Here is a 2,136-nt window from a genome sequence, read left to right as displayed (position 1 = left end):
ACTCCAAGCTCGTGGAACAAAGTTCTGCGGTAATATCAACTTCAAATGGCTGACAAACTTAGACATTCCCATTGGTGCATAGTTGTGAGCTTTGCAATAGGCTGTGTAGAAAGAATGCAGAATGTGATGATTCACCAACTTTCCGGGCTGGGATGGTCGTAAACACAAATCTACAAAGCTTTTAACCGAATCACCATATAAAGCTGCGTCTAACTTAACCGAACGAATGCGCTCGTTGGTTGGTTCTGCAAGCAAAATCAAATCTCGTTCCTGTGAAGGCATTGCCAGTGCCCAAGAAATAATGTCGGCTATTTCGGTTTCCAGTTTCTGCCCTAAGTGGGGGTCGGTCTGTACTTTCTTATTTAACAGAGGAATAGGATAAGCCCGTCGTTCCCATCCGTCTCCGGCGTACTCTATCTGCAAGTGGTCAACTGAGGCTACCCAAAATCGCACGTTCCACTTAATAGATGGTGCAACGGAAGAAAATAGCGCTCGTGCAGACATGGCTCCATTATCCACTAGTTCATAAAAAGCGCGTAAACCTTGCACAAAGCCGCCTACGTCAGGAATGGCGAAAATTGCTTTGCCTGTAAGGTGTTGGTAACGCCCTTCGGGAGTAGCCAGATTAGAAAATTCTCCACAACCAGCACTGTTACCATAAAAACTAGACCACAATCTTCCCAAGGTTCCTTTACCGCCTCCAGATTGACCCAGCAGATGGGGAAATTTACCATAAGGTGCGGTTGGGTCTAAAAACATAGAAGTGAATGCCCGAATCACCGGAATCATGTCTGACCCATAAGAGGCTTTGAGGAATTCGTGGAAGTGAGTCGGGATTGGCCGATCCGGAATGTAATTGTAGGGAATGTAACTGGTGAGATAATCTTCTTTATTATGTGGCATTTGTTCGCCGGAAACCATGTTAACTGTGACGTTCAAAAATGCTCGCAGATGTTTGTTGTCTGGGATATTTTCTAACAAAAGATGTATTCGACAGAAGCCGAATGCTGATTCTATATGCGCCTTGGTAGCATAAGGATAAGTGGCAAACCATCCTTCTTCAACAGAGCGTTTCAAGCGGAAAACTTTTTCGGTGGCTTGTGCAATCATTTTGTAGATTTTTTCGTCGTCAACGTGCTGCCATGCTACGCCTGTATATTGATAGAAAGCTGAACCCATAACTTTCCAGTTGCCTTTACCACTGGCAAAAATTTGATTGAATACCCAGGAATCAAAAGTTTGGTTGGTTGCACAACACTCGAAAGGTAAGTTCAGTGTTTTACATATTTGTTCATACCGGGCTTCTTTTGGATTAACTCCAATTGAAGATGATTCGGATAGCTTTTGCGTTTTCTGTTTTTCCTGAATTTTCTGCTGGAATTGCTCGCAGATTGCTCGTAATTTTTGAATGCTGAATTTAGTCGCTTTCTTCAGGCTATTTAGTACTAATTGTTGTTCCAGGTCGTCTAGTAATTCTATGGCTAGAGCGATCGCTTTTTTGACGGCGGCACTAAGCCATTTTTGTGGAATCAAAGCGAATCTCTGTACCCACTCGAGCAGAAATTGCTTAGGGGTGTAAGCTTCCTGAATTAGTTTTCGGTAGTCTTCTTTGGTGTATCCGGCTTTGAAATACTCACACAGTCCAGCTTTGGGCTGTCCAGCAATTGCGGGGATTAAGTTAATTTTGCCTTTTAACCAGATCCCACAGTGAATTAGGCTAGTGATTACATTGGGATTTGTCCAACCGTCGGAATCAAAAATGGTAGTTAAACCTGTGCCTTGTGGTAATGCTTTGTAATGACTAACTCCGGCTAGAGCGCCTGTGGGTATTTCTCCTTGCAGAGTTCCAGCTTGTGAATCTTTGTATCCTTCAGTAATTACGCGGCAGTTTTCTGGTAAATATGCCTGAGCTTTCGCTTTACAGGGGGTAAGGTATTTGGCGCAAGAGCCATCTTCTCTCTTGATGGGGGTATCTAAGCGAATTTGTCCAAAGCCATCGGTGAATGGGAAGTAGATGCCACTACCGGAAATCCAGGAACCTTTAGCCCAAACTTTGAAGCCCTTTTGGATTGCTTCTGATTCTGTAATGCTGCGAACTCCTAGAGCCTGTAATTGATTGATTTGGCTGGTGGTGAA

Annotated in this window: 1 pseudogene; it reads right to left on the bottom strand. The window is 43.8% G+C overall.

The window, feature by feature from the left end:
- Positions 1–2,136, bottom strand: a pseudogene (locus ACE1CC_RS02330) (hypothetical protein); the annotation flags it as partial.

This window comes from Floridaenema aerugineum BLCC-F46, assembly GCF_041929345.1.
Classification (GTDB): domain Bacteria; phylum Cyanobacteriota; class Cyanobacteriia; order Cyanobacteriales; family Aerosakkonemataceae; genus Floridanema; species Floridanema aerugineum.
The sequence above is the reverse complement of the archived record's forward strand: the minus strand, read 5'-3'. Positions and strand labels throughout refer to the sequence as shown.